This is a genomic window from Uliginosibacterium sediminicola (assembly GCF_039631295.1).
Classification (GTDB): Bacteria; Pseudomonadota; Gammaproteobacteria; order Burkholderiales; family Rhodocyclaceae; genus Viridibacterium; species Viridibacterium sediminicola.
In genome coordinates, this window is record NZ_JBDIVE010000001.1 from 357,664 (window position 1) to 379,630 (window position 21,967).

A 21,967-nucleotide genomic window follows, 5' to 3' on the forward strand; every position below is an offset into this window, starting at 1 on the left:
GGCTCAAAAGCACTTCTGCAGGAACACCGCCTGCCCCACTGCCGGGTCCAGCGCGTAGCCAACGAAGCCGAAACGGCGGTACGCCGCCTGCGCCGCCGTATTACCGCTGAGCACTTCCAGCGTCAGCTTGCAGCAGCCGCGCTCACGCGCCAGCGTCTCGGCCGCCGCCAGCAGGCGATGACTGATGCCCTGGCCGCGCCAGTCGCGATGCACCACGATGTCATGCACATTGAGCAGCGGGCGCGCAGCAAACGTCGAAAAGCCCTCGAAGCAATTGATCAGGCCCACCGGCGTAGCGCCAGCCAGCGCCAGAAAAGCGAAGTAGTCGCTGCGCGCGCGCAGCGCCGCCGGCAGACGCGCCATCGCCTCGGCAGACAAGGGCGCACCGCCACCCATCGGATCGCGCGCGTAGTGGTCGAGCAGACTCAGCAGCGCCGCTTCATGCGCCGGCTGCTGCAGCGCGAGGGAAAGAATCTGGATCATGCCCGCATTGTAAAACGCCGCCACCAGGCGCGGAAAACCACGCCGGCACGCCGCGCAGCAGCGAGCAGGCACGCCTTGGACCAGATCAAACAAGCGGCGCGCCAGCCACGGCTTGGTTTGACATTCGCCGCCCCAAGCGCTAACTTGGGCCTGCGCCCATTTGACTCAGCTTGCTGGCGCTTTATAAATCAGGCTAAAGCGAGCGGGAGCAGTCGATACAGCAGCCCGGTCGCGCAGCCGCCGACTGGGCTTTTGTTTTTCCGGATCATGAACGCAACCACTGCTTCTCCTGCGGGCACTGTTGGTATCGTCGCCCCGCAGCGCGCGCAATTCGACACGCCGCTGGCCCTGCGCAGCGGCGGCAGCTTGCCCGCCTACCAACTCGTCTTTGAGACCTACGGCACGCTCAATGCCGACGCCAGCAATGCCGTGCTGGTCTGCCATGCGCTGTCGGGCTCGCACCACGTCGCCGGCGTCTATGCCGATCAGCCCAAGAGCCGTGGCTGGTGGGACAACCTCGTCGGCCCCGGCAAACCGCTCGATACCCACAAATTCTTCGTCATCGGCGTCAACAACCTCGGCGGCTGTTACGGCAGCACCGGGCCGATGTCAATCAACCCGGCGACTGGCAAGCCCTGGGGCTCGGCCTTCCCCTTCGTCACCGTCGAAGACTGGGTCGATTCGCAAGCGCGCCTGGCCGACCAGCTCGGCATCCGCCAGTTCGCCGCCGTGCTCGGCGGCAGCCTCGGCGGCATGCAGGCGCTGGACTGGACCCTGCGCTACCCGGATCGCGTACGTCACGGCATGGTCATCGCCGCCGCGCCCAAGCTGTCGACCGAGAACATCGCCTTCAACGAAGTCGCCCGTCAGGCGATCCTCAGCGATCCGCAATTTCACGGCGGCGACTACTATGAACATGGCATCGTGCCAACCAATGGCCTGCGCCTAGCGCGCATGCTCGGCCACATCACCTATCTGTCAGACGACGCGATGGGCGAGAAATTCGGCCGCCGCCTGCGCCACGGCGAGCACAAGTTCCACTTCGACGTGGACTTCGAGATCGAATCCTATCTGCATTACCAGGGCGACAAATTCGCCGGCTTCTTCGACGCCAACACCTACCTGCTGACCACCAAAGCGCTCGACTACTTCGACCCGGCCTACAGCTTCGACGGCGACCTGCGCGCCGCCTTCGCACGCGCCAAGGCCAAGTTCTTCATCGCCTCCTTCACCACCGACTGGCGCTTCTCGCCAGCGCGCTCGCGCGAACTGGTATTCGCCCTGCTGCACAACGGTCTGGACGTCAGCTATGCCGAACTCGAAAGCACCGCCGGCCACGACTCCTTCCTGCTCGACGACCCGCACTACCACGCGGCGATGCGCGCCTACTTCGCCGACATCGAGGTCTGAACCATGGTGAACCTGACCCACGACAGCCGCTTCGACTACAACATCATCACCCGCTGGATCAGCGCCGGCGAGCGCGTGCTCGACCTCGGCTGCGGCGACGGCCAGCTGCTCGCCCACCTCGCCAGCGAGCGCCAGGTCAAAGGCTATGGCATCGAACGCGACGTGCAACACGTTATCAACTGCATCGCCAATGGCATCAACGTGCTGCAGATCGACCTCGAACAAGGCCTCGCCGGCTTCGAAGACGCGCAGTTCGACCACGTCATCATGAGCCTCTCGCTGCAGGCCGTGCACAATACCGATGGCATCCTCAGCGAAATGCTGCGCGTCGGCCGCGAAGCCGTCGTCAGCTTCCCCAACTTCGGCTACTGGCGCCACCGCGTCTCGATTGCCGAAGGCCACATGCCGGTCTCCGACATCCTGCCCTACGAGTGGTACAACACCCCCAACGTCCGCTTCTTCACCATGGCCGACTTCGAACTGCTATGCCAGAAACGCGGCATCAAAGTCCTCGAACGCGTCGCCTTCGACGAAGACCGCGAAATCACCACCGACCCGAACAACTACGCGAGCGTGGCGATTTATCGGCTGGGGCGGGGTTGAACGCGCATCAGCATGAGCGCCGTAAAATTCGACGACCTGCTCAGCGGCTTTGAATTCTCCAGCGCAGACGGAGGCGAGGAATACTGCGCCTACGTGTGCCGAGCAAGCGGCAAAATCTGGCTCGAATCAGACCCTCTGCTGGGAGACGATTTCGGCGATGAGCTCAATGATCAAGCACTGCCCGAAGACCTTCACGATACCGCGCTTTACGTCCCCATTCCACATAAACGCGAGCTTGATCTTGGCCGAGCGCTGGTGATGCGTTTTGTCGCTGAGAAGCTCCCCGCGCAATCTGCTGCGGTCCGCGCCCTGTTCCAGAAACGCGGCGCCTACTCAGCCTTCAAATCACTGCTTGAACGGCACCACGCACTACAAACCTGGTTCGACTACGAAAAGGCAGAAACAGAATTGGCATTGCGCAACTGGTGCATGGAGAACGACATACCACTGTCAGACTGATCACGGCCTGCCCGCGACGCCTGCGCAGGTTCTCCGCAAAGGCTTGCTCCAGGTGAATCAGTTCGGGCTGAGGCGGGAAATAGCTTCAGTGCTGCCGAGTGGAAAGGGCAATTTGAGTCGCCCTGATCGTCTGCGTAGCGCATCGCGTTGTAGCGCCCTCTCTCTCACCCCGGATACTGAACCCTCGCGCGCTAAGTTGGCTGCAAGGCGCTTCATGTGATTTTCCTGCGCGTAGGCGCGGCGTTCAACGCGCCTACAACCGGCAAGTCGAAGAAGACCGTCATGCGCATGTAAAGCCTCGTGTCTTGTCCCAAGACGCACTCCCGAAGCAGCGTCTGCCCAAATCGGTCAATCTTCAGCGATACACCTCGCGGCGGTGACCGACCTCAATGACGAGAATGAGCAGCCTGCCGTCCTGAATCTCGCACAGGATGCGGTAATCCCCCACCCGGTAGCGCCAGTATTCGCCCAGTTGCGGCCCGGTGAGCGCCTTTCCGGTGCTGCGCGGGTCTTCCAGCGTGGCAAGACGCTGGCGCAAAAAATTCGTGATGCGCTTTGCCTCAGCTTTATCCAGTTTGCCGAGCTGTTTGACGGCGCTTGCCGTCAGCTCAATCTGCCAGACCAAGCTGGCGCTCCGCGTCATCCAGGCTCATGACAGGCTCTTCCCCCTTGCGCACACGCTCCATAGTGGCCGCAGCAAGGTAAAAATCCTCCAAGTCTTCCAGCCCCCGTGCGACCAGCTCGCGCAGGTAAAACGCTTTGGTACGGCCAGTCTGGCTGGCGAGATAGTCCAGCCTTTGTTCGGTGGCGGGGTCGAGGCGGATGGAGGTGGCCATGGTTTTGCTCCGTATGGATACGTGTATTCAGTGTATTCAGTGTATTCACACAGAGCAAGGAGCTGTCACGCCAAGCCGTGCTTTCCGCAGCGGTGGATGTGTAAAACCGCAGATCAGCCCTCCACCACCATGCCACCACCGCCCCCAACAACTATGCGAGCGTGGCGATTTATCGCTTGGGGCGGGGCTGAGGTGCATCAGCATGAGCGCCGTAAAATTCGACCATCCACGCAATGGATTCCTATTTCCCAACGGTGTTTGCGATGAATACTGCGCCAGCGTGTTTCCGCTCTCCGCAAAGGCTTGCTCCAGTGCTGCAGGACGGCAAGGGCCATTGACTCACGCGCTTCGGGCATAGTCGGACTGCTATGATGCAGCGTAAAGGACCGTATTGAAGGAGCCCACGATGAGCCTGCCCGTGCAAACACTGTTGGCCGAAGCCCAGCACCTGCCGCGCCATGAGCTTGACGAGCTGATTTCCGGCCTGCTCGCGCGACGCGATGCGGATGACACACCGGAAGCCGTTGCGGCAGCGTGGGACGAAGAGATTGCCCGCCGACTCACTGAAATTGATCGCGGTGAGGTGGAGTGGATTCCCGGCGAACAGGTTTTCGCCGAGATCAACGGACTGCTAGGCAAAGCCGGCAAATGATCCGCTGGCATCCCCGCGCACGCGAAGAGTTCCGGGAAGCCATCGACTACCTGATCACAGAAGCCAGCCAGGCCATCGCCGGGGATTTCGCGGCGTGTGTGCAAGCGAGCTTACAACTTATCGAACGCCATCCCTCCATCGGCACGCCCCTCGCAGGCAAGGCACGGCGCCTCACCGTGCGCCACTTTACTTACGCCTTGATCTACCGCGTGCATGACGATGGCCTCCAGATTGTGGCACTAGCCCACCAACACCGCCGCCCGGGATATTGGGCGAAGCGGCGTTGATTCGCTACGATGAAATCCGTGTCTCTGCAAAGGATCACTCATGCCCGCCCCCCATCTTGAAGCCATCGAAACGACGCTCATGCAGCTCCCGCATCAGGATCGTGTGCATCTGGCCGAACGCCTGCTCGCCAGTCTCGACGAAGAAGATGAAATTCTCGCCGAGTGGGCTGCTGAGGCAGAGCACCGCGCCGATGCTTACGAGCGTGGCGAAGTGGAAGCGATCAGCCTTGAAGATGCGATGGCCCAACTACGCGCCGGACAGTCCGGAAACGCTGCGGCATGAAGCGGATGCGACTTGCCACAGAAATCGTAAGCTGCAATAGGCGAAGGGCATTGCACCGAAATCCATCGCCCAGCATGTGAGCCCAGCCCAGCCGGATTGACAGAAAGACCACCGGGAGACCAGATACGCAGCGTGCTCGGCATCGGTCAGGATTGGCGGCGCGAAATCCGGTGCAATGCCCTTCGGTTATTGCAACCTACGGACCTTTAAGTGATCAGCTGACGATCAGGCTGCAGCGGTCCGACGCATTGCACCCTGGCCGGGTGCTTTGCATCCGCATCACTAGGATAGCGGCCGATTGATCAACTCTGGCGCCTTAGCCGAAGCGGTCAGTCAGCACAAAGCGAATTAATGACGACTTTCGACCCGGAGCGGTCACTCGGGAAATCGAGAAGCGGGCATTCAGGAGTAGCGCAGATTAGCCACAGGCGTAACCCGCGCAGAACAAGTGCGATCCGCCAGTGAAAGAGGTTGTCAGCAAAGGTCAATGACGCGCCCTATAAGGCTAGGTCGCGACTAGGCTTGGCGCAGGCCAGCTGACGCCCAACGCCGCAAGCAACGTCCCTCCGGGAATTAGATATCGGAGCGCATCGTACGTTAGGCCAACATGAGGGTTTTTAGGCTCCAGCAGTTGAATTGCGCGATCAAACTCCCATTGCAGCCGAGGCAAATCCGCTGCAGCAATCGCCGCATCAAGAGCGCGCGACTGAGGAAGAACAACCGTCTCATAATGGCTCTCTCGGATCTCCCTGAGTTCGCCTCTGTTGAGCCCACAAACCTCGATTGTTTCGTTCCCAAGAAGACTTCCATTTCGAGGTCGCGCCCACCAATTGCGGACTGCGCCGGCGCGGTCAATGCTTTTGTACACGAACTCTATATGCTCCACGGGATTGAGTGCCGAACTCGGATCAATTAATAGAGGACGCTCCTTTCCCGGCGGCAAGCGCTCAGGCATGAGCGATTGGCAGCCAGCATCAAGCGGAAACTTCGTATTCTTATGCGTGCGATTGCAGCTTGGGCATGCGAACAAAAGGTTATCCCAGTTGAACGCCAACCACCAATATCCATGATTACTAGCGCATCCAGGTCGCCGATCAGCTGCAGCCTTCGGTCTGTAGTGTTCGACATCGTTATACCCTTCTGGAATACGAGCCTCGCAATAGCAGCACTTGTAGTGTTGCGCCCTCCAAAGTTCCTTGGCAACAATACGATAGCCATCGACTTCCTTTGATGTAGGGTCGCGTCCAAGCGCGCGAAGCGCAGTCAACTGAGCGACGCGCACGACCGCTAGTTTCGCTGGCTCAGGACCCCGTTGGACTCTAATCATGTGCCACCACCGGAGCCCTCCCTCTTGCCCTTCCTGCGCGCTGCAGGTCTATTCGGTGGCAACTCATCCTGATATCTCGGGACCACGTCCCATCCTGGGTCGATCCCGGCAGCTGCCAGTGTTCGCCTGACATCCTCAAGTTCAGCTTCTTCCGCGTCACTTCGCATTGCATATCCCGAAAGATAGCCGAAACGCTGCAGTAGCCTTCCGAACTGATTTGGAAAAATTTCGGATATGCCAAAATACTTCTGATAGATTTGACCGCCGGTTAGCAGCATTGGAGTATCTATTCCCGCAGTCGCACTGACCGTCCCGGAACTTCGGTCCAAAATCCATACCTCCTCAGCCTTTGCGCCGACCAACGTCAGTGGGTTGTGCGTCGTCACTACAAAAGACATCTTCGGCAGAAGGGCTTTAGTGCGAGAAATTATCTCGATCTGCCAACGAGGGTGAAGGTGAAGATCAATCTCATCGATGAGAACCAATCCGCGCATTTCAGCTAAGAAGTTCTCGCCTATCTCCAATTCATTCCGTTCAGCTAGCGTGATCCATCGGGCCACCAAATCCAGAAACCATCCGGCGTTAGTCAAGTAGCCATCACTCAGGCAACCAAATGGAATTTTGGCACCACCACTCTCAGATACGATTACTCGCTGGTTATATACCTCTATTGATTCCAAATTCATCAGCTTCTTCATCGCGCTGATGACATTTTCAAATATCGTCTTACTCTTCGTATTCTTAGTCGTATCACCCTCCAGTGCGATTAGCCATGTCTCGGCTTGGATGAGATCAGCACCTTCGTCAAAGAGCGTCGCAATTTCAGGCCCATCATCATCATTCAAGTTGACCTGCCGCGCCGTCCCGCCAAGCGCTGATCCACGGCGACATCCGTACGCAAATATCGGGAAAAGGCGCGGCCGATCTTGCTCTGGCAACTGTGTAATACTGATAGATGTGTTCGGTCGAATCAACGTCCGGTGTTCCACCCCATCTCCGAGGCTTACTACGATCTGGGAACTTAAAACGGACTCTTGGCCCTTCGCCGGAATTCGCTGCCACGATCCGCTAAACGCTCCCTTAGGCCAGATTGAAGGGTGCTTGACACTTCGCAGCGCTAACGCGAGGCTCCGCAGCAATGTAGTCTTGCCGGACCCATTTGGGCCGATGATTACTATCCATTGGCCCGTACCTTCGCTTGGCGGGGTTAAGTCGAGAGCGAGTTTTTCAATCCCACCGATGTCTTGAACTTCAAGTCTGCTTATACGTACGGGATTTGTCGGAATGCCGCCTTCCAATTTGGCTTGCAAAGGCAGGCTTGGATATGGCAATGGCAGCGCAAGTTTGTCCCAGGTTGTCCGAGAATCAAGGTCGGAAGTACGCTTCTGAAGGGCATCACGGATTTCCTTGATTGCGTAATGCGCCTCAGTATGACTCGCACCTAGAGTCGCGTAGATTTCGCTCAGGAGAGAATTAATTCGACTACGAGGTAGGCTGCTAATTTTCAGAGCGCCGAGTAGATTTGACCATATATTCGGATCGCTCTCGGAAGCAGCCAATACATCTGCGAGCAATTCAGAATCTTGCGACGAAGGATGCGATCCCGCAAAGCACCGCAATATCGCAATGTCGCCACGGGCAGCTGGAGTCATCGCGACGGTAACATCCACTTCAGATACGGCCTCGCGGGCTTTTTCTAGCAGCGCTCCCTCCTGGAAGCGATAGTGGTCGGCATAAATTCCGACAGTGTGCGCAGCAAGCTTCAGTAGTACTGGATGATTTGGAATCAAAAGTAGCGAACTGAAGATGCCCTCAGCGTCGAGAAGCCACAGATGACTCGATTTCGCGTCGCACAAATCAAGCAAAGACTTCCATTCTTGGGCCGTCATCGCCTTCGGACGCGGTACCAGTAGCGAGGCGGCGCCAGGAGCAGACTCGACCCAGGATTTAGGATTCAGACCGACGCGATTGGCTTTGATCGGAAGACCGCGCCAGATGACCAAGCAAATTTCGGCAAGTCGCTGCCTCAAAGCGGATGACTGACTCTTTAAGTAGAGTTCATTGGCGCGATGAAGCACTTCAACCGGCTGAGCCTTTTTAGATCGCGGACCAAAGTGACCAATGAGGAACCAACCGGCTACGGCAAAGAGTGGCGGACCAACTGCAATAGATTCCAAAGTCCAGGGCACTGCTTCCTCAACGACACCGAGAACTGAAACGATGTCCAGGCGGTCTTTCCATTGGCGTTCAGCCTTAGCCCAGTCCTTTTCATCTCCCAGTAGACCACTTCGGATCATGTCCGCTTGCTTCAGAAAATCTGCGGGCTCGTCGGCACAACTTATGCACGCAGCAAGTGGCCAGGAGGCTTGCCATTTCAATCGCGTCCAATAGTCCATCGGACACTTCGCCAGTTCTTCGACTGCTGTTATCAGATTTGCGGCGGTTGGCGTGCAGTCAAATTTTGCTGCGGCAATCCATGCCCGCCACGAATCAGATACGGGAATGCCGTAGTCCGGAGGGGTACTATCACTTATCAAAGCGCGACTGTTGGCGATAGGAATGAAGCCAATGCGGTTTCGATGGCGCCAACTCGCATGGGAGCCGTAGGCTGACGTCAGCCATGAAGTCCAGGTGCTAGGGGTGTTACGGTCGACACGTTGTGGTTGCGCATCGAGAAAGATGTCCGGTCGTACCTCATGCGCAATGGACTCCAAGCTTCTGCTGATCCATTCGCCCAGCGGTACATGCGAACGTGCCAAGGCCTCAAACAATGTCTGAGAAGCAGAATCAGGGGACCAGTATCGACCTCCCAGTTCAATTGCCCACGTTTCGTTTCGGTTCGTCGCATCAACTATGCAGGCCCATGCTGATGCTCGACAGAATGAAGCATCAGGAGTCGACGAGCCGAGTCCTCGGTCGATTGCCAGGCGGAGGACGGGATACGTATCTTCGTTGGCGGCGCGCACCAATCTGATGTGTTCCTGTCCCGGTGGAAGCGCTAAGAGTCCCACAGCCTTTGCCATGAGGGCCCGCGCACGCTTGGGCTGCGAGAGGGCAGCTCCCTCTTCAAGGGTTTCTAGTGCTAGGAGGGACCCTGCGCGTGAAGCCCGTGACAGTTCATCTGACTTGTCCTCATCAAGACTGCCGCATATCCGATCTGCCAACGTATCGCGCAGTGGCGAGCCTTCACTAAACAGCCGACTTGAGATAAACAGCGCGACATTTCTAAACATCGGCGCTTTGGATACCTGGTAAAGCCTTGCTTCAATCTCGGAGTCTCGGCCAGCCGTAAGTGCCCAGGCAGCCATGAACTCTTGAAGTGAACGAATCTCAAACCCAAACTTCCCCGGCTCCGGTTCAACAAGAAAGACCAGTCTATTCTCGGCGGCAGATGCTATCTCGTGGACTAGCTCGTTGCGCTGTTCTTTTGCTACCTCGTCTTCGGCTAGTACCTCAGATATCACCTCTTCAAGTCTCGCCTTTGTCATTCGTGCAGCGGCGCCGCCATCTCGCTCGGCCTCAACTTGAAGAAGTAGCGCAACTCGTGCATGAATGCGTTCAATGTGTGAACGATGTTCAGCCAGAAGTGCGGATGCGTAAGTGCCTCGTTCAATCTCGCGGTCGAACGTGTAGGCGAAGTACCTAGAGAAGAGATTCCACCGTTCCCTTGGGGCCCTTCCAAGTTGCTGCACTAGGGCAGTGAGAATGGTGACCTGCAGGGGTGTGGTGAGAAGTCTCTCTGTTGCTGGCTCAGCCGCTGCCTCATGAATCTGGCGAAGTGCTTTGGCCTGTTGGTCTGCACCGGAGATCTTTGCTTGTATGAGCTTCTTTGCATATTCAAGGGCTTCATCACGCGTCAATGGTGCCAAGAAAACCTTCTGAAACTTCACGCCCACCTGCGATAGCTCGTCGGCATAACCCTGAGGTCTAGTTGTGGCTAGGATTTGTGAAGAGGCGGACCTTTCGGAGAGTGCAGTCAGGAGCTCGCGCGCAGCCACAACAATTCGCATGCGATCCTGTGTAGCTCCGACTTCATCAAACCCGTCAAGGACGAGTAGTGAAGGCAGCACGCAGACAAGGCTAAACAGCTTCGCTGCGTCAAGTCCTACTTCTCTTGCACTTGGTAGATCTGCCAGAAATTGCAGAAGGCTTGGGGTGTGGCCAGGCATCTTGGTTAGCGTCGAACTGGCCGCCCATGCAGCGAAGTCGGGCAAAGTGACTTGCAAGGGGAGTAGTGGGCCGTTTGGCAGCCCGAGCTTGTTCGCGTCTTTCTTGCTCTTTGATTCCTTGACAGAGGGAATGAACGAGTTGACTAGTTCCCGCTGTACCGTCGTAAGCTCGTTTGCAGCCGGATGAATTAGCGCAGCTCTATGGAGCTGGCAAGCAAGCTGCCCAAGAGTTGATTTCCCTTGGCCTGGTCCTCCTATAAGTAGTGTCGCCCCCCAGCGAGACCGTAGATGTTCGTGTTCAATGGCGCTATCAAATAGCTCAGCGTTTTTCTCCTCATCCTCTTCCTTTTCCTTCTTTGCGTGCGACGCGGCGCCCAAATCGGACCGCGCCTTGAAGGTGTTTCGGAGATCCAGTGGGCCCGCGGCGAGCATGCTAGACAGGAAGAGAGTTCTATCCTCTCTTTGCATCGAGGCACTTGCGTTGGATGCAATAGGCAGGTCCACGAAGACTTGACGCAGCGGAACCTGAGTGTTTGTATGACCGCCCTGTCCAAGCTTTGCATACTCTTGGGCGACGAGCTGGTCCGCAAGCCAAATTCGAATCGCGCGAAGGTCGTCTGCCGAGATTTCTGCCTTGGCCGCCGCTTTAGCTAAAACGTCGGAACCAGTTGGAGGCGTGCTTCTTGTTTTCGTGCTCATCTATTGGGTCCTAAGGATAGGAATTTCAACCGCATGGCGCCAAGTATAGTGTCTCGACCCCGCTCGTAGGTCTCATGAAACCCCCTTGAATCGCCACCGGCCCGCTAAGTCCGCCACGAAATGGGCTACTCGATCGCGTAATTTCCGATACGTCGCACACTTCGAGCGCAAGACTAACCGGCAGCATGTATGAATCGCCGCTTCGCCCTATCACCTCGAGCGATCACCAACCAACACGCTGATCGACATTACAGTCCGATGCGGATTGCGCGACACCGCGTACGGCGTACTCTGAACAATCCGGCGCAATTCGCTTCGCTCATTGTTCCCTGCGGCGCCCTACGAATGCCCGCTTCCGGTTCGTACCAACGACGGTCTGCTCATGGCCGGCACCAGCCATTCTAGCCCCCTGGCATCAACATCAACCAAGGCGAAACAACACAAAATTAATTCCTAAGCTGCATAACGGCTCAACGCGAAAGGCAACCGCAATGGCCGCGTGGGACAAAATGTCGCGGGTCGGCCAACACTCCCCAACCGTAAAACCCGCCGTTGAAGTAAAGCGCGGTTCTAAGACTCGCGGATTGCGCTTCCGCAAAAGGGCTGTCAGGATCAGCGCCTGTCTCGCCCCACTCCGAATCGCCAAAGCGACGCTCGCTGCGGCCCCAAGATTGCCTCACAGCCCTCCCGCCATGCATCCCTTCACCGCATCGCTCGATCTGCGCAAACCCTGGCTCGCCGCCATCTCCGAAGCCGCCGGGGCAGTTCTGGCGCAGGACGACTGGCGCGCGGCCTTGCAGGCGCGGTGTGCGGCGCTAGGGCTTGTGAATCATCGTGGTTTGGCGCTCGCCTTTGCCTCACAAGACGAATTGCCCGAAGGCGTGGCGTATGAATCTTTCATCAGTGACACGGGGCGGGTGCCGACGCGTGACAATCTGCATGATCTCTTCAATGCGCTGGTGTGGTTGAGTTTTCCGCGCACGAAGTGCCAGCTCAATGCCTTGCAGGCGGCGCAGATTGCGCAGGCGGGTGTGGGGGCGGTGCGCGGGCGGACGCGCGATGCGATTACCTTGTTCGATGAGAACGCGGCGCTGCTGGTGCTGCGCGATGTGCCGGCGGGGCGGGCGCTGGTGGAGGCGCTGCGGGCGCATGCCTGGCCGCAGTTCTTCGTCGAGGGGCGTGCAGCGCTGGCTGAGCATGCCGAGGTGTGGCTGTTCGGTCATGCCTTGATGGAGAAACTTTGCGCGCCCTACAAGGGCATTACCGCGCATGCCTGGGTGCTGATGGCGCCGGAGGAATTCTTTGCCCTCGCGCATGCGGCGCGGCGCGCCTGGCTGGACCAGCAGCTGGCCGCCGAGTTGGCGCGGCGCACGCCTGCGCAGCTGACGCCAGCCTGCTTTACGCCGCTGCCGGTGCTGGGCTGGCCGGGCTGGTGGCCGGGGCAGGACGCGGCCTTTTACGCCGATGCGACGGTGTTCCGCCCGCCGCGCGCACGTCGAAATCCTGCCTGAGCTGCGGTCAGCGTGGCCGTTCGCTGCGATAATCGCGGCATGACCACGCCCTCCAATGCATCCTTGCTCGCCGCCCTGCGCTCACCACGCCTGGCGATCTGCATCTTCACCGGCTTCTCTTCAGGGCTGCCGCTGTACCTGATCCTGCAGCTCTTGCCGGCCTGGCTGAAGACCGAGGGGCTGAGCCTGAAGGCGATTGGCGCGTTTGCGCTGATCCAGTTCCCTTACACCTGGAAATTCCTCTGGTCGCCCTTCATCGACCGCTTTGCCCTGCCCTGGCTGGGGCGGCGGCGTGGCTGGATGGCGCTGTGCCATGTCTGCCTGCTGGCGGTGATCGCCTGGCTGGGCACGCTGTCGCCGAAGAATGATCTGGGCCTGGTGGTGGCGCTGACGGTGCTGATGGCCTTTTTGTCGGCGAGCCTGGATATCGTGCTCGATGCCTTCCGCCGTGAATTGCTCAGCGATGCCGAGCTGGGCCTGGGCAGCGCAATTCACGTCAATGCCTACAAGCTCGCCGGCCTGGTGCCGGGCTCGCTGGCACTGATTCTGGCCGATCATCTGGCCTGGTCGCAGGTGTTTGTGGTGACCGCGCTGTTCATGCTGCCGGGGCTGATCATGACCCTGGTGGTGCGCGAGCCGGGCACGGCGATCCGCGCACCGCGCACGCTGCGCGAGGCGGTGGTCGAGCCCTTCCGCGAATTCATCACCCGCAATGGCTGGCGCGAGGCAGTGTGGGTGCTGGCCTTCATCCTCTGCTACAAGATCGGCGATTACCTGTGCACGGCGCTGGCCTCGCCCTTCTATCTGGAAATGGGTTTCTCCAAGACCGAGATCGGTCTGGTGGCGAAGAACGCCGGCCTGTGGCCCAACGTCATCGGCGGCTTGCTTGGCGGGCTGTGGATGATGCGTACCGGCATCAATCGCGCGCTGTGGCTGTTTGGCGCGATCCAGATGCTGTCCATCCTCGGCTTTGCCTGGCTGGCCTGGCTCGGCCCGGGCGAGACCGACAGCACGCGGCTCGCCGTGCTGGCCTTCGTGATCGGCTTTGAAGCGCTGGGCGTGGGCCTCGGCACCGCCGCCTCGGTCGCCTTCATCGCGCGCAGCACGCATCCGGCATACGCCGCCACGCAGCTGGCGCTGTGCACCAGCCTGATGGCGGTGCCGCGCACCCTGCTCGGCGCCAGCGTGGGCTGGCTGGTGGACTGGCTGGGCTGGTTCGACTTTTTCCTGCTCTGCTTCGCCCTCGCCTTTCCGGGCATGCTGCTCCTTTTACGCGTCGCCCCCTGGGGGGATGACCCCAAGTCGGAATTCAGCTCATGAGCAATACTTCGCGCGACGCCCTCTTTGAAAAAACTGCAGCTGCGCTGGGTTACAGCTTCGATGGCGAGCTGCTGGTCGGTGGCAAGTACGTGCCGCTGCTCGCGCATGGCAAGGAGCTCTACATCAGCGGCCAGATTCCGCGCGTGGGCAACACCATCGTCGTGACCGGCAGCGTCGGCGCCAACATCGATCTGGCGCAGGGCCAGCTGGCTGCGAAGATCTGCGTGATGCGCGCGCTGGCGCTGCTGCGTCGCCAGCTCGGCAGCCTTGACCAGGTCGCGAAGATTTTGCGCATCACGGTCTTCGTGCATAGCGCGGCCGACTTCACGCAGCAAAGCGAAGTGGCCGATGGCGCCTCCGAAATACTGCACGCGATTTTTGCCGAAGCGGGTGTGCACACGCGCACCTCGGTCGGCGTAAGCCAGCTCCCCAAGAACGCGGCGGTCGAGCTCGACATGATCGCCGTCTCACTCTGAACCAGAACACCATGACTCTTGCAGACCAGCTCATCACCATCGCACGCAAACTCTCGGCCGAAGTCGAGGCCATGCAGTTTGCTGCGCCGATCACGCATACCTACAACCCGCTCGCCTACGCCTGGGCGCCGCACGAGGAATACCTGCGTCGCTTTGGCAACAGCCCGAAGCGCGTGATTTTCGTCGGCATGAATCCCGGCCCCTTCGGCATGGTGCAAGTTGGCGTGCCTTTCGGTGAAGTGGCTGCCGTGCGTGACTGGATGGGCATCGTGGCAGAGGTGAAAAAGCCCGCCGCGCAGAATCCCAAGCGCCCCATCGAAGGCTTCGAGTGCGAACGCAGCGAGGTGAGCGGCCGACGTCTGTGGGGCCTGTTCTCGCAGCGCTTCGGCACCGCCGAGCAATTCTTCGCGCAACACTTTGTCGCCAACTATTGCCCGCTCGCTTTCTTCGAAGAAGGCCGCAACGCCACGCCCGACAAGCTGCCTGTCGCCGAACAGGCCCCACTGCTCGCCGTATGCGATGCGCATTTGCGTAGCATGGTCGAGATTTTGAAAGCCGAGTGGGTGATCGGTGTCGGTGCCTGGGCCGAGGAACGCGCCAAACTGGCTTGCGCAGGACTGCCTGTGAAGTTCGGCCGCGTGCTGCACCCCAGCCCCGCGAGTCCGGCGGCCAATCGCGGCTGGTCAGAAGCGGCGACCAAGCAAATGCTCGCACAAGGCGTCTGGCAGGAAGGCTAGAGCGATGAAGTTCAATAACCGCGCGAACGAATGTGTGACGACCAGCGACGGTCGCGAGATCTGGGTGTCGCGCAGCGTCACGACGGCGGTGTGCATCCTGCTCGAATGCAAGGGGCAGCCTTATATCCTCGTCAATCAGCGCGGCACCGGCGTGCCCGACTTTGCCGGCTACTGGAATCTGCCCTGCGGCTACCTCGACTACGACGAAACCACCGCTGAGGCAGCGATGCGCGAAGTCTGGGAAGAATGCGGTGTGAATACGCTGGAGCTGCTCAAGATCGCCCACTGCGAATTCTTCAGCTATCCCTGGGACATCAATTCAACACCGCATGGCAAGCGCCAGAACGTGACGATTCATCACGGCCTGTACGCCAAGCTGGAGGCGCTGCCCGCCGTGAGCAATGCGCACAACGAGCCGAACGAAACGGCCGACATCCGCTGGTTGCCCTTGGCCGAGCTGGACACGCTGAGCTTCGCCTTCAACCACCGCCAGCGCATCGCGGACTTCCTCGCCCATCTCGCGAAAGTCAGCGGTGTCTCTTATGCGTAAAGCACAACACGTCAACAGGAGTGCTGCATGAACGAAGCACTGATCATCCAGCAGCCTGCCGGACAAGCGCAGCAACTGTTCCTGCTGTTCCACGGCGTGGGCGCCACGCCCGAGGGGCTGGTGCCGCTGGGGCAGGCGCTGGCGGCGGCGTATCCGCACGCCTTCGTCGCCTGCGTGCGTGCGCCGCATGTCTCGGATCTGGGGCGCGGCTTTCAGTGGTTTTCGGTCGCTGGCATCAGCGAAGAAAACCGCCCGCCGCGCATCGCCGAAGGCATGCCGCTGTTTGTCGCCACGGTGCAGCACTGGCAGCAGCTGAGCGGGGTTGCGCCGGCGCAGACGACCCTGCTCGGCTTCTCGCAAGGCGCGATCATGTCGCTGGAAGCGAGCCAGCTGAGCACGCCGCCGGCTGCGCGCATCGTGGCCTTGTCGGGACGCTTTGCCGAGCCTGCACGTCGTGCATCAGAGGGTATGCGCTGGCACCTCATTCATGGCGAGCAAGACGGTGTCATGCCTTACAGCTTCGCCCAGGCCGCGCAGGCGCAACTGCAGGCGCTGGGTGCCAAGGTGACGCTGGACCTGATTCCCGGGCTCGGCCACAGCATCGATCAGCGTGTGCTCGATGCGCTGCTGGCGCGCCTCGCGAGCGCAGATTGATCTTTGTGAAGCACACAGCGTTCGGGCCGAATGCCGCGCAGCGGTGTATCGAGGCCTGCGCACATTCCGGCCAGCCCCTCGATACAGTCGCTGCGCGACCACTCGGGGCGAACGGCTGAAGCAGGCCCATGCTTACAAACCCCGGCTTGCCTCGGCAGCGATCTCGAAGGAGCGCAGACGCGCATCGTGGTCGAACATCGCACAGGTGAGCATCACTTCATCTGCGCCGGTCTGCGCGATGAAGTCCGCCAGCGCGCTGCGCACCATGTCGCCGGTACCGCTGACCGAGCATTGGCGCGATGACTCCAGCATGGCGCGATACGGTGGCGGCAGCTGCTTCATGTAGTCCTTCACCGGCGGCGGCAAGCGCGTCGGATGGCCACTGCGCAGATTGACGAAAGCTTGCTGCATCGAGGTGGCCAAGAGCTCTGCTTCGTCGACATCGTCCGCCGCAAAAACGCTGTAGGCGAGCATGACATACGGCTTATCCAGGCGCTTCGAGGGGCGGAACTGTGCGCGGTAGAGCGCGATGGCTTCCATCATCTGCGCCGGCGCAAAGTGCGATGCAAAGGCGTAGGGCAAACCGAGCGCCGCCGCCAGCTGCGCACCGAACAGGCTGGAGCCGAGAATCCACACCGGCACATCGAGCCCCTCACCGGGCACGGCACGTACGGTCTGACTGGGCAGGGCGGGCTCGAAGTATTGCAGCAGCTCGACCACATCCTGCGGGAAGGCATCGCCACTGCTGAGGCTGCGGCGCATGGCGCGCGCGGTCGCCTGGTCCGAGCCCGGCGCGCGGCCCAGGCCCAGATCGATACGCCCCGGAAACAGCGAGGCCAAAGTGCCGAACTGCTCGGCAATCACCAGCGGCGAATGATTGGGCAGCATCACGCCGCCCGCGCCGACACGAATCCTTGAAGTACCCGCTGCGACATGGCCGATGACCACCGCGGTGGCCGCACTGGCAATGCCGGGCATGCTGTGATGCTCGGCCAGCCAGTAACGCGTGTAGCCCCAGCGCTCGGCGTGTTGTGCGAGGTCCAGGGTATTGCGCAGGGACTGGGCGGCATCGCTGCCTTCAGTGACGGGGGATAGATCAAGTACGGAGAAGGCAGTCATCTTGGGCAGGTGGGGCCATCGGCAGGAACATCAAGTCTTTGTAGCAGCTCTGCAGAAAATGTTCCGCAAACATGTCTTGACCCATCGCAAACCTTGCATACAAGCCAGCAAGATTTTGTCGCTAAGCATATCGCCTTTGCTTCGAAGCGCGGCCGCAAGGCTCGCTTATACTCGCCGCCTGATCACAATCCGAATAACCTGAATCAGGAGGCACTATGAAATTCGAAACCCTCGCCGTCCATGCGGGCTATACGCCTGATCCGACCACACATGCCGTGGCCGTGCCGATCTATCAGACCGTCGCCTACTCGTTCGACGATACCCAGCACGGCGCCGACCTGTTCGACCTGAAGGTGCCAGGCAATATCTACACCCGCATCATGAACCCGACGCAGAACGTGCTCGAACAGCGCGTAGCCGCGCTCGAAGGCGGGCTCGCTGCGCTGGCGCTGGCCTCGGGCCAGGCCGCGATCACCTATTCGATCCTGACCATTGCCGAAGCCGGTGACAACATCGTCTCCTCGGCCACACTCTACGGCGGCACCTACAACCTGTTTGCCCACACCCTGCCGCAGTACGGCATCAATGTGCGCTTTGCCGATTACCGCGATCCTTCGTCCTTCGACGCACTGATCGACGACAAGACCAAGGCCATCTTTGCCGAGACCATCGGCAATCCGCTCGGCAACATCACCGACATCGAAGTGCTGGCCGAAATCGCACATCGCCATGGTATTCCGCTGATCGTCGACAACACCGTCGCGACACCCTATCTGCTGCGCCCCATCGAGTTCGGCGCCGACATCGTGGTGCACTCGCTGACCAAGTACCTCGGCGGCCACGGCACCAGCCTGGGCGGCGCCATCGTCGACTCCGGCAAGTTCCCCTGGGCCGAGCACAAGGCGCGCTTCCGCCGCCTCAACGAGCCGGATGTGTCGTACCACGGCGTGGTCTACACCGAAGCCCTCGGACCGGCAGCCTACATCGGCCGCGCACGTGTGGTGCCGCTGCGCAACACCGGCGCGGCGATCAGCCCCTTCAATGCCTTCCAGATCCTGCAAGGCATTGAAACGGTCGGCCTGCGTGTGGACCGCATCACCGAAAACACCATCAAGGTCGCGCGCTTCCTGCAAAAGCACGCCAAGGTCAACTGGGTCAATTACGCAGGCCTTGAGGATCACCGCGATCACGCGCTGGCGCAGAAGTACCTCGGCGGCAAGCCCTCCGGCATCCTCACCTTCGGCGTGCAAGGTGGCCGTGAAGGCGGCGCGCGCTTCCAGGACGCGCTCAAGCTGTTCACGCGCCTGGTGAACATCGGCGACAGCAAGTCCCTCGCCACCCATCCGGCATCGACCACGCACCGCCAGCTGGGCCCGGACGAGCTGGTCAAGGCCGGCGTCACCGAGGACACGGTGCGTCTGTCGATTGGTATCGAGCATATCGACGACCTGCTGGCGGATCTGGAACAGGCACTCGCCGCGGTGTGATGAAGGACGCGGGCGGGTCGCGCAAGGCGCCCCAGCCCGCACAGCATGACTGCTGGGACAGACGGCACTAGCGCAGCCGCTTCTGCCTCAGCACAAGCAAGACTGCCAGCACGCAGATGAATGCCAGAATGACAAGCGACTCCTGTCCGACACGGATCGTCATCTGCGCCTGCAATGCATGGCCGGAACTCGCATCGAGCGGCGCTTGGCCAAAGCTGCCCCGGCACTCCAGCAGATTCTCCTTGCAACGGCTGATGCTGATCAGCCAATACTGACTGAGCAAGCCTGCAGAGAATGAACTGGAGATCAGACGCACGATGTTCTTCAGCGCGTAGGCATGCGAAAAATCTTCGTGCGGTACTTCGGTGTAAGTCAGCCCCGCGATCTGGATCACGCCGAGAATCGGGAACAAAGCCTTGAGCGCCATCGGGCCCAGCAGGCTTTGCCAGGACGCCTGATGGCCGACAGCAAAACATAACCAGAGCAGGCCCGCACCCGCGCAGCTGAAGCCCAGCGCAATCAATCGCCTGCGATCACCGAGTTTGGAGGCGAAACGGAAGGACAGCGGCAGGCACAGCACGGTTACTGCAGCGGAGAAGGACTGCAAGGCGCCAGTCGTCGCCAGTCCGAGGCCCAGGGCCTGATCGAACAGGCGTGGATAAAGGTAGCTGGTCGCGCCATTGACGAGGTAGTACAGGCCGTAGAAACCGAGGCCTACCAGATAGCGCCGTCCGCCCAGCACGCTCAGCCGCAACAGTGGATCAGGGTGCCGGTGCGAACGCCAGGCGGCGAAGCCAAGACAGGCCAGCGCCAGGCTGATGACAAACAGTTGTCGCGCATCGAAGCGGCTTACTTCCAGCCCCTCCAAGCCATGCAGCAAGAGCATCATGCCGAGGGCGAAGCTCAAGCTCATCGGCCAGTCGAGCGAACCCAGGGAGCGCGGCGTGTGGCGCTCGGCACGCAGCCGCCACAGCACGAGCAGCAACACAAGGCACGCGAAAGTCGCTTGCAGCAGGAAGCTGGCGCGCCAGCCATAGGCTTGCACCAGCACCGCAGTCAGCCAGGGCAGCGGTGCTACCCCGCCCAGCAGACCGATGATATAGGCGCGCAGCCGAGGCGGGCGCTCGGCCTGCGGCGTGACCAGTTGCAGGTAGACGCGGGACATCGTGAACAGCCCGCCACCGCCGATACCCTGCACAAGACGGGCGGGGATCATCAGCCAGAGGGTGCTGCTCATCGCTGCCAGCACGGCCCCCAGCAAGTAGAGCGCAATGCCACAGGCCATCAGATTGCGATAGTGCCAACGCCGGCTGGCGCGCTCGATCAAAGGCAGGGTGGCGATCCCGGCGCCGGCATAGATGGTCAGCAGCCAGAGGAATTGCGCAGGCGTCGCGCGCAGCCCGGCCTGGATGTCTTCAGCCGCCAGCAACACGCTGAGCGATGACCAGAAGTCCACCGCGGTGACCAGGCCCAGCACATAGCCCAGGCCGCGCGGCAAATGCGCCGCGGGCAAGGGCTGATGCGATATCGAGTCGGCTACGTGTGCGCTGGGCATCGTGGGCGCTTTCATCTCGGGTTTGATCAATTTGCGTGGCGGAAAAATTGCCTGAGCCGGAGGCGCGATGCGCTCAGGCCGCGGCAGCCGCGCTGCTGCCGACGCGCAGGGATAGATACAGCGCTTCGCCCATGCGATCAAGCAAGCTCAGCTCGTTCCTGAGCCAGGAGAGGTGCGCTTCTTCGCCCACCAGGACGTCCTCGATGAGCCTGCGTGTGCTGGCATCGCGTTGCGCGGCCAGCACTTCAACCGCAGCATTGAGCACGGGAAGGCCCGCCTCCTGAACCTGCAGATCGGCCTCCAGAATCTCCCGCAGCGTGTGGCCGATAGTCGGCTGCGCAAGCTTGAAGGAAGGCACGCCGCCGATGTCCAGCAGGCGGTCGGTGAGCGTCTTCAGCGTCAGCGGTTCGTCGCTGATGTGCGCCTGCATCTGGCTGGCCAGGCTGGCCAGACCAAGGGCATTGATCATCGCGAGATGTGTTTGATGCTGGACGCTCGCCGTCCAGAAGGCGCCGATCAACTCGTTGAGAAGTTGCTGGACGGGCGTCGGTACAGTGTCGCTTGTATCGGTACGGTTCATGTGAATGTTCTCGTTTGCGTTGTGAGCTAGACATACTGCAGAGGCGCGCACACGGCGCGGCCTCTGCAGGCCGGGTCAAGCCAGCAGTGCGAGCAGCGCTTGCGCCACCGCTTCGGAACTGGCGGGGTTCTGCCCGGTCACCAGCTTCTGGTCGGTGACGATGTAGGGCGCCCAGTCCGGACCCTTTTCGTAGAGGCCGCCCAGCGCCTTGAATTCATCTTCGATCAGGAAAGGCACGACGGCGCTGAGTTCGACGGCATCTTCTTCACTATTGGTGAAGCCGGTGACGCGGCGGCCCTTGATCAGCGGCTCGCCATTGGCAGCCTTGACGTGACGCAGTGCAGCCGGCGCGTGGCACACCAGACCAACCGGCTTGCCGGCGCGCTCGAAGCTTTCGATCAGCGCAATCGACACGGCCGACTCGGCCAGATCCCACATCGGGCCGTGACCACCAGGATAGAAGACGGTGTCATAGTCTGCGGCCTGGATGGTGTCGAGCTTGAGGGTGCTGGCCAGGCGCTGCTGGGCGACCGGATCGGCCTTGAAGCGATGCGTCAGCTCGGTCTGGAATTCCGGTAGATCGCTCTTCGGGTCGAGCGGCGGCTGGCCGCCGGCCGGCGAGGCGAGGACGATCTCGGCGCCCGCATCGAGGAAGGTGTAATACGGCGCAGCAAACTCTTCCAGCCAGAAGCCGGTCTTCTTGCCGGTGTTGCCCAGTTGATCGTGGGAGGTCAGTACCATCAGAACTTTCATGATTTTTCCTTGAGTTG

General features: G+C 60.5%; 21 protein-coding genes. 13 read left to right on the forward strand and 8 right to left on the reverse strand.

Annotated elements, in window-relative coordinates; all coding sequences use genetic code 11:
• Positions 1–3 precede the first annotated feature (3 nt).
• Complete coding sequence (locus ABDB84_RS01700) at positions 4–576, reverse strand: GNAT family N-acetyltransferase (protein ID WP_345917939.1); 573 nt, start codon at positions 574–576, stop codon at positions 4–6.
• A gap of 174 nt (positions 577–750) precedes the next feature.
• Here ABDB84_RS01700 and metX point away from each other — a divergent pair, with 174 nt between their 5' ends.
• The 3 genes from metX to ABDB84_RS01715 are packed head-to-tail and all read left to right on the forward strand — an operon-like array spanning position 751 to position 2,955.
• Positions 751–1,893, forward strand: a complete 1,143-nt coding sequence (gene metX, locus ABDB84_RS01705) for a homoserine O-succinyltransferase MetX (RefSeq protein WP_345917940.1) — start codon at positions 751–753, stop codon at positions 1,891–1,893.
• Positions 1,894–1,896: 3 nt separating this feature from the next.
• Positions 1,897–2,496 carry a methionine biosynthesis protein MetW gene (gene metW, locus ABDB84_RS01710; RefSeq protein WP_345917941.1) on the forward strand — a complete coding sequence of 200 codons (600 nt, stop codon included), beginning with the start codon at positions 1,897–1,899 and terminating at the stop codon, positions 2,494–2,496.
• Between the two features lie 12 nt (positions 2,497–2,508).
• A complete protein-coding gene (locus ABDB84_RS01715; RefSeq protein WP_345917942.1) occupies positions 2,509–2,955 on the forward strand; it encodes a hypothetical protein in 447 nt (148 codons plus the stop codon).
• A 355-nt stretch (positions 2,956–3,310) separates the two neighbouring features.
• Here ABDB84_RS01715 and ABDB84_RS01720 read toward each other — a convergent pair whose 3' ends face one another.
• Both ABDB84_RS01720 and relB read right to left on the reverse strand, forming a co-directional pair.
• On the reverse strand, positions 3,311–3,580 hold the full coding sequence (locus ABDB84_RS01720) for a type II toxin-antitoxin system RelE family toxin (RefSeq protein WP_345917943.1): 270 nt from the start codon (positions 3,578–3,580) through the stop codon (positions 3,311–3,313).
• Entirely contained in the window at positions 3,564–3,791 is a 228-nt protein-coding gene (gene relB, locus ABDB84_RS01725; RefSeq protein WP_345917944.1) for a type II toxin-antitoxin system RelB family antitoxin, read from the reverse strand. The genes ABDB84_RS01720 and relB overlap by 17 nt, the downstream gene beginning before the upstream one ends.
• 406 nt (positions 3,792–4,197) lie before the next feature.
• On the opposite strand from relB, the gene ABDB84_RS01730 reads away from it, so the two are divergent.
• The 3 genes from ABDB84_RS01730 to ABDB84_RS01740 are packed head-to-tail and all read left to right on the forward strand — an operon-like array spanning position 4,198 to position 5,013.
• Entirely contained in the window at positions 4,198–4,443 is a 246-nt protein-coding gene (locus ABDB84_RS01730) for an addiction module protein (protein ID WP_345917945.1), read from the forward strand.
• Entirely contained in the window at positions 4,440–4,730 is a 291-nt protein-coding gene (locus ABDB84_RS01735) for a type II toxin-antitoxin system RelE/ParE family toxin (RefSeq protein ID WP_345917946.1), read from the forward strand. Before ABDB84_RS01730 ends, ABDB84_RS01735 begins: the two co-directional genes overlap by 4 nt.
• A gap of 40 nt (positions 4,731–4,770) precedes the next feature.
• Positions 4,771–5,013, forward strand: a complete 243-nt coding sequence (locus ABDB84_RS01740) for an addiction module protein (protein ID WP_345917947.1) — start codon at positions 4,771–4,773, stop codon at positions 5,011–5,013.
• A 1,323-nt stretch (positions 5,014–6,336) separates the two neighbouring features.
• Here the strand turns inward: ABDB84_RS01740 and ABDB84_RS01745 are convergent.
• Entirely contained in the window at positions 6,337–11,208 is a 4,872-nt protein-coding gene (locus ABDB84_RS01745) for an AAA family ATPase (protein ID WP_345917948.1), read from the reverse strand.
• Positions 11,209–11,900: 692 nt separating this feature from the next.
• On the opposite strand from ABDB84_RS01745, the gene ABDB84_RS01750 reads away from it, so the two are divergent.
• From ABDB84_RS01750 to ypfH, 6 genes are read left to right on the forward strand one after another with little or no spacing between them, the layout of a single operon-like run.
• Complete coding sequence (locus ABDB84_RS01750; protein ID WP_345917949.1) at positions 11,901–12,719, forward strand: DUF3025 domain-containing protein; 819 nt, start codon at positions 11,901–11,903, stop codon at positions 12,717–12,719.
• A 39-nt stretch (positions 12,720–12,758) separates the two neighbouring features.
• Positions 12,759–14,039 carry an AmpG family muropeptide MFS transporter gene (locus ABDB84_RS01755; protein WP_345917950.1) on the forward strand — a complete coding sequence of 427 codons (1,281 nt, stop codon included), beginning with the start codon at positions 12,759–12,761 and terminating at the stop codon, positions 14,037–14,039.
• Complete coding sequence (locus ABDB84_RS01760) at positions 14,036–14,515, forward strand: RidA family protein (protein WP_345917951.1); 480 nt, start codon at positions 14,036–14,038, stop codon at positions 14,513–14,515. Before ABDB84_RS01755 ends, ABDB84_RS01760 begins: the two co-directional genes overlap by 4 nt.
• Positions 14,516–14,526: 11 nt before the next feature.
• Positions 14,527–15,252, forward strand: a complete 726-nt coding sequence (locus tag ABDB84_RS01765) for a uracil-DNA glycosylase family protein (RefSeq protein WP_345917952.1) — start codon at positions 14,527–14,529, stop codon at positions 15,250–15,252.
• A 4-nt stretch (positions 15,253–15,256) separates the two neighbouring features.
• Positions 15,257–15,802, forward strand: a complete 546-nt coding sequence (locus tag ABDB84_RS01770) for an NUDIX hydrolase (RefSeq protein ID WP_345917953.1) — start codon at positions 15,257–15,259, stop codon at positions 15,800–15,802.
• Between the two features lie 27 nt (positions 15,803–15,829).
• Positions 15,830–16,456 (forward strand): esterase, encoded by a 627-nt coding sequence (ypfH, locus tag ABDB84_RS01775; RefSeq protein WP_345917954.1) that lies wholly within the window; start codon positions 15,830–15,832, stop codon positions 16,454–16,456.
• Between the two features lie 132 nt (positions 16,457–16,588).
• Here the strand turns inward: ypfH and ABDB84_RS01780 are convergent, their stop codons facing one another.
• Positions 16,589–17,575, reverse strand: a complete 987-nt coding sequence (locus tag ABDB84_RS01780; RefSeq protein ID WP_345917955.1) for an LLM class flavin-dependent oxidoreductase — start codon at positions 17,573–17,575, stop codon at positions 16,589–16,591.
• A gap of 215 nt (positions 17,576–17,790) precedes the next feature.
• On the opposite strand from ABDB84_RS01780, the gene ABDB84_RS01785 reads away from it, so the two are divergent.
• Complete coding sequence (locus ABDB84_RS01785; protein ID WP_345917956.1) at positions 17,791–19,062, forward strand: O-acetylhomoserine aminocarboxypropyltransferase/cysteine synthase family protein; 1,272 nt, start codon at positions 17,791–17,793, stop codon at positions 19,060–19,062.
• 67 nt (positions 19,063–19,129) lie between these two features.
• On the opposite strand, the gene ABDB84_RS01790 is transcribed toward ABDB84_RS01785, so the two are convergent.
• From ABDB84_RS01790 to ABDB84_RS01800, 3 genes are all read right to left on the reverse strand, one after another.
• Positions 19,130–20,617, reverse strand: a complete 1,488-nt coding sequence (locus ABDB84_RS01790) for an MFS transporter (protein WP_345917957.1) — start codon at positions 20,615–20,617, stop codon at positions 19,130–19,132.
• Positions 20,618–20,690: 73 nt separating this feature from the next.
• The gene (locus tag ABDB84_RS01795; protein ID WP_345917958.1) at positions 20,691–21,197 is read right to left on the reverse strand and encodes a ferritin-like domain-containing protein; all 507 of its coding nucleotides are present in this window, start codon (positions 21,195–21,197) and stop codon (positions 20,691–20,693) included.
• A gap of 75 nt (positions 21,198–21,272) precedes the next feature.
• The gene (locus tag ABDB84_RS01800; protein WP_345917959.1) at positions 21,273–21,950 is read right to left on the reverse strand and encodes a type 1 glutamine amidotransferase domain-containing protein; all 678 of its coding nucleotides are present in this window, start codon (positions 21,948–21,950) and stop codon (positions 21,273–21,275) included.
• Between the last annotated feature and the right edge of the window lie 17 nt (positions 21,951–21,967).